Genomic DNA, 5693 nt, shown 5'->3' with positions numbered 1-5693 from the left:
TTAGTTGTGGATTTGAGTATCGATCGAGGGATACTTATGACCAGTATTTGAAAACTAAGAGTTATAAGAATTGAGAGGATTAAGTGATTCAGTTTCCAGCCGTGTTTGGCAACTATTTACCAACACTCTAAACTTACCCCTAACTCCCCGCTCCAAGCTAATAAGAAATCCAATCACTCCAACTGCCTGGATACAACTTGCCACCTTTAATTCCTGCCAACTCCAGTGAGAGTAAATTGACGCAAGCTGTGACTCCCGAACCGCAATAGACAATCGGCTCTAAATCGGGGGAAATAGCTTGCCAGCGTTGTTGTTGGGCTTCGATCGACACAGCGTAGCCTTCAGGGGTAGAGACGTCTTGCCAGGGATAATTGACCGCACCAGGGATATGTCCGGCGATCGGATCGATCGGTTCGCTGTTGCCCAGATAGCGATCGGGTTCGCGGGAATCAATGAGCAGATGAGCGGGTGAATTTTGGATCGCTCTGACTCGCTCGATATCTACGATCCAATCTGTCCGAATTTGGGGCTGAAAGTTACCTGGGGTAACTACTGCTGGCAGCTTGTCTGTAGTAGGATAACCAGCTTTGACCCAACTCTGATAACCACCATCCAACAATGCCACGCGTTGGCGTAGCCTCTCCCCTGGAGAATCGTGTCCGTAGTAGCGCAATAGCCACCATAATCTAGCTGCAAAGCCAAAGCGCGAATCATCGTAAGCAACTACGAGGGTTTCCGAATTAATCCCCATCGCCGCTAGTTTAGCTCCCAAGACGCGATCGTCTGGTAGTGGGTGTCTGCCGCCATGAAGGCCAATCGGACTGGACAAATCGCGATTTAAATCTAAATAGTTAGCACCCGGAATGTGTGCGGTTTCATACTGGTTTCTCCCCAGTTCGGGGTCGCTGAGGGCAAACCGACAATCGACAATCTGGAGATCGAGAGCGGGTTTCGCGGCCAATTGTTGATGCAGCCAATCGACGGTGACAAGGGGTGAAGTAAGCATGTTAGGAATTAGGCTTTAGATATTGGGCTTTAGGCTTTAGGGAAAACTATAGAACCCATTTGAGATCTTTTACTTGGGTTTGTGTCATGCCCGATCGACTAGAGTTCGATTGCCGATCCGATAACCTTTGCCATACACTGTCTGAATCAATTCTGGCGAGCCTGGGACTTCCAGCTTGCGGCGGAGCAGTCGCACTAATGCGGCTAAAACATTACTACTCGGTGCGGCATGTTCGCCCCACAGATGGGCTTGCAGGCGATCGTGGGTGAGGACTTGTCCCGCATGCTGCATCAGATATCCGAGTAATTGAGTTTCTTTTTCCGAAAGTTCGATCCGTTTGCCCTGTATATACGCAAGTTGATTATCTAAATCCAACTCCAAATCGTCAACTCGCAGCTGGACTCGATCTGGTGGGGGATCGACAACCTGGACGCGGCGGAGCAGCGCGCGCACTCTCGCTAGCAATTCTCGCAACTCAAACGGTTTGACCAAGTAGTCATCTGCACCTGCATCTAAACCCAGCACGCGATCGTCGAGGGTATCTTTAGCAGTGAGAAATAACACGGGAGTAGCATCCCCGCGATCGCGTAATTGTTGACAAATTTGTAAGCCAGTTAAATGGGGTAACATCCAATCTAAAATCAACAAATCGTAATTGCCACCACTGGCTAGCTCGCTGCCAACTCGACCATCAATCGCAATATCGACAGCATATCCTTCTTTCGTCAATCGCCGACTCAATGGTTCTGTCAGGGCGCGCTCGTCATCGACTAGCAAAATTTTGATTTGAAGTTTATCAAGCACAGATGAACGATCCTGCCGGATGCAAGGGTATGATAAGAGCGGTAAGCGGTGTAACTTATCGACAATTCTCCCCATGGAGAGGCTACGCCAACGAGTCTATTCGATATCTATCTAATATATACTCGCGCGATCGATTCAGCCCTCTTGCCAAATTTATCGAAATTTAAATTAATCGATCTTTTGACTCAAATATTATGGAACTATAATTGTAAAGTCAGACTGCCTAAAATTTTGCGAGATATTTATTGTTTGACCAAGGGATTATGTGCCATTGAGACTAATGATATCTCCGATTAACGGCGATCGGTACCGCAAACTAGATCGACTGCTCGATCTCCAACACGGTGCGTACAGATCGGCAACTTAGATAAGATTTTTCTATATTCTCCTGCGTTCAAGGCGTAAGTTTGGGTTATGCAACCACCAATTCCATCGGGAACATTGCTTCAACAGCGTTACCGCGTGACCAAAGTATTAGGTCAGGGTGGCTTTGGTCGTACTTACTTAGCTCAAGACACTGGCTGTTTTGATGAGATGTGCGTCCTCAAAGAGTTTAGCCCCAACGATCGCGGTCGCGACGCAATGAAGAAGTCCAAGGAGCTATTTCAGCGCGAAGCTCAAGTCTTATATCAGATCGATCATCCTCAAATTCCCAAGTTTAGAGCGAACTTTGAAGAACAACGGCGGCTGTTCCTGGTGCAGGAGTATGCCGAAGGCAAAACAGTGGCGAAGACGCTGAGCGACAGGCTTAAAAATAGCACCACTTTTAATGAAGCGGAGGCAGTCGATTTTCTCCAAAATATGTTGCCAGTGCTCACGCACATTCATAATATGGGCATCATTCATCGCGATATTTCTCCCGATAATATTATTTTTCGCGATCGCGATCGGTTGCCAGTTTTGATTGATTTTGGCGTCGTTAAAGCTGGAGTTACCCAACTCGAAGTCTCGACTCAAATTCATCAAGGGACGACAGTTGGTAAAGCTGGCTACGCTCCAGGCGAACAACTCCAAACCGGCGAAGCTTACGCCAATAGCGATCTCTATGCCCTCGCGGTGACGGTAGTCGTGATGATGACTGGACGCAAGCCCGAAAGTCTGATCGATAAGAGTACGATGACCTGGAAATGGCACCAGTGGGTACCGACGCTCACCCCTTGGTTTGCCAAAATCTTAAATAGAATGTTGAGTCGGGCACCAAACAATCGCTACCAATCAGCTACCGAAGTCGCGCAAGCCTTGCGCTCGGTTTCGGATTTCGTCGGGGCTGGCACTACTGATTTGCCGCCTGATGGCACTTACGTTCCCTCCACCAAATCGGGGAACACTCCCAGTCAACCAGCATTTGTCACCAATCGCGAAGCTGCTGTACCACTATCGCGTTCTAAGCCGGTTGCTGGCAACAAAAGAGCCTCATATCCACTCAGAAACGAGCCACAACAGCACAATCCACTCCGAGGCATCTTCAATTCACCCTGGGGCATTGCGCTGGGTTCCGCCGCCGCCGCACTGATATTTCTCGTGCTCCCGATCTTTTTGATTAGTCGATCGATGATGACCACCAATAGTGATTCTAAAACATCACCACCGCCAGCTACTAATCCCACCGACCCCAATACTGCCACTCCTCAGTCCCCAGCAACCGTAGCTAGTTCCGTGCCATCGCCGACACCGAATGCCACCACAGCCCCCATCGCGAGTGCTGCCGAAGCTCTCGCTGTAGAAGTGGGTAAACCGATCGTCAAAGAAGGGTTACTCAATCCAGGGCAGCCGACCGTGTTTAGCATGACTCTACCCGTCGGCCACAAACTCCGCGCCACATTGGCCAGCACGCCTGCCGGAGCGACAATGAATATCTTGGCTCCAAATCAAGCAAATGTCGATGTCTACGCCAAAAATACCCTCAACTGGGAGGGCAATCTCCCGCTCGCTGGCGAGTATCGGATCGAAATCGTCCCGCTGCCAGGTGCCGCTAGTAGCAACTACAAGCTAGAGATTGCCATGTCAGCTTCAGCACCAGTAACCGCACCCGCCCCAGGCGCGGCTTCGACACCACCAACTTCGACCGCACCCATTCCGACTACTCCAACCGCACCCGCACCAGTCGCTAGGTAGACATCGCTCCCCACTCGAAATCCAATCGCGACAATTATGGAGAATGAATCGATTCTCGTTCCGTTCGCGAAGCGTCTGCCTGCGCAGAGAGGCTACGCCAACGACGATCGGCTGTTTGCCAAATCAATTGCCAGTCTCGGACTCGATCGCCTTGCCCGTCACATTTTAATTTGTGCGGATCAAACCAAACCATTGTGTTGCGGTAAGGTTGAGAGCTTGGCTGCCTGGGATTATCTCAAAACTCGCCTCAAAGAATTAAAACTCGATCTACCCGATGCCCCCAATGGTTGTACCTTTCGCACTAAAGCCAATTGCTTGCGCGTCTGTCACCACGGCCCGATCCTAGTTGTTTATCCCGACGGTGTTTGGTATCATTCGGCCACCCCAGCAGTCATCGAGCGGATTATTCAAGAGCATTTATTGGGCGATCGAATCGTGACCGAATATGCTTTTTTAGTCCAGCCAATGACGACTAGCTAAATTTCCGATGAAAAGCGATCGGTTGATAGATAATTAATTAAAATAGTAAATTTAGTAGTGAGGGTTCGGTCGGATGAGTAATCGGGATGGATTTAGCGGTGGCTTTTGGTTGGGCACCCTAGTTGGCGGCATCGTTGGTGGCATCGTCGGCGCAACGATCGTCGATCGCCGTACCAATCGGATCGCTTCAGAAGCCGAGCGGGGCAGATTATCAGGTGCAAATGGCGACAGAAGACCTTTTAAATCCAGCCGCAGTCGGACGACGCTCGATCGGATGGAGCTAGCCCGCCAGAGTCTCGATCGGAAAATTAGCGACTTAAATAACGCCATCGATTCGGTGAGATCGTCGATCGGCAATGTCACGGAGGAGACGATCGACGAATCTGTCACACCGCTGCCTGAAGAAATCAAAGATCGACCCTCAACCGATGTCCTCAGCTAGCTCAACTCTATTGAGCGATCTGGCTGGTGGGATGGCTGAGTCGGTTAGTACGGTATGCCGGACAAGCCATAATCGCCAGGCGATCGGTTAAAATGGTTGCAACAAACAGGTTTTTGCCCATCCACTAATTTTTATGAACAACGCCGCGATCGCGCCTCTATTAATTGTCAGCATCTCAAATTTTTTGAATATTTACTTAGTCATCATTTTTGTGCGGCTGCTGCTGACCTGGTTTCCCAACATTGATTGGATGCAGCAAATCGTCGGCTTTCTCAGTCCAGTTACCGACCCCTATCTCAATCTGTTCCGCTTCGTGCCGCCGCTAGGGTCGATCGATCTGTCACCCATCATCGCTATCTTCGCATTGCAATTTGCGATGCAGGCTCTATCAACACTCGCTCCTGCATTATCAGGATTCTAGCCAGAAGCTCAAGGTCGCTGGGCTACTAAACCGAGCTTCATCAGACTGACTGCAATCAGCGAAATTAATCCTAATTCCCCGCCACCGTGACAACTACAACACTAATTTATGTTGCCCTACTGCTGACGACTGTAGTCGGGGTAGTAGGAGCCGTAGTCCCAGTGATGCCTGGGCCGATTTTGATTTTGGGTGCGTCGATCGGCGCAGGACTGTTATATGGGTGGGATAATGCCAACATTACCCTGATTGTCTCTAGCGTGGTCTTGGCGATGTGCTTTGCGATCGAGCAGTTATCCGCCATTGTCGGCGCGCAAAAGGCTGGAGCTAGTCATTGGGGTCAAATCGGTTCGATCGTCGGCTTATTGCTCGGATTCATTGGGCTGTTACCCGCGTTACCTGTTGGCGGCCCCCTGGTGGGCTTGTTT

The 5693-nt window shown here is 50.0% G+C and carries 7 protein-coding genes; 5 read left to right on the top strand and 2 right to left on the bottom strand.

Annotated features, from left to right (window positions below; translation table 11 throughout):
* Positions 1 to 157: 157 nt before the first annotated feature.
* Positions 158 to 1006: a sulfurtransferase gene (locus RMO84_RS19580; RefSeq protein WP_310490113.1), complete on the bottom strand. Its 849-nt coding sequence runs from the start codon at positions 1004 to 1006 to the stop codon at positions 158 to 160.
* An 84-nt stretch (positions 1007 to 1090) separates the two neighbouring features.
* Positions 1091 to 1792, bottom strand: a complete 702-nt coding sequence (gene rppA, locus RMO84_RS19575) for a two-component system response regulator RppA (RefSeq protein ID WP_310490114.1) — start codon at positions 1790 to 1792, stop codon at positions 1091 to 1093.
* 432 nt (positions 1793 to 2224) lie between these two features.
* Here rppA and RMO84_RS19570 point away from each other — a divergent pair, with 432 nt between their 5' ends.
* The 5 genes from RMO84_RS19570 to RMO84_RS19550 all read left to right on the top strand — a co-directional run.
* Positions 2225 to 3925: a protein kinase domain-containing protein gene (locus RMO84_RS19570; RefSeq protein WP_310490112.1), complete on the top strand. Its 1701-nt coding sequence runs from the start codon at positions 2225 to 2227 to the stop codon at positions 3923 to 3925.
* Between the two features lie 36 nt (positions 3926 to 3961).
* Entirely contained in the window at positions 3962 to 4405 is a 444-nt protein-coding gene (locus tag RMO84_RS19565) for a ferredoxin (protein WP_310490111.1), read from the top strand.
* Between the two features lie 73 nt (positions 4406 to 4478).
* Positions 4479 to 4847 carry a hypothetical protein gene (locus tag RMO84_RS19560; RefSeq protein ID WP_310490110.1) on the top strand — a complete coding sequence of 123 codons (369 nt, stop codon included), beginning with the start codon at positions 4479 to 4481 and terminating at the stop codon, positions 4845 to 4847.
* A gap of 133 nt (positions 4848 to 4980) precedes the next feature.
* Entirely contained in the window at positions 4981 to 5268 is a 288-nt protein-coding gene (locus RMO84_RS19555) for a YggT family protein (protein ID WP_310490109.1), read from the top strand.
* An 86-nt stretch (positions 5269 to 5354) separates the two neighbouring features.
* Positions 5355 to 5693: DUF456 domain-containing protein (locus RMO84_RS19550; RefSeq protein WP_310490108.1), on the top strand; the 339-nt coding region annotated here is incomplete at its 3' end.

This window comes from Chamaesiphon sp. VAR_69_metabat_338, from assembly GCF_031423935.1.
Classification (GTDB): domain Bacteria; phylum Cyanobacteriota; class Cyanobacteriia; order Cyanobacteriales; family Chamaesiphonaceae; genus Chamaesiphon.
This window is presented reverse-complemented; position numbering and strand designations above follow the sequence as displayed.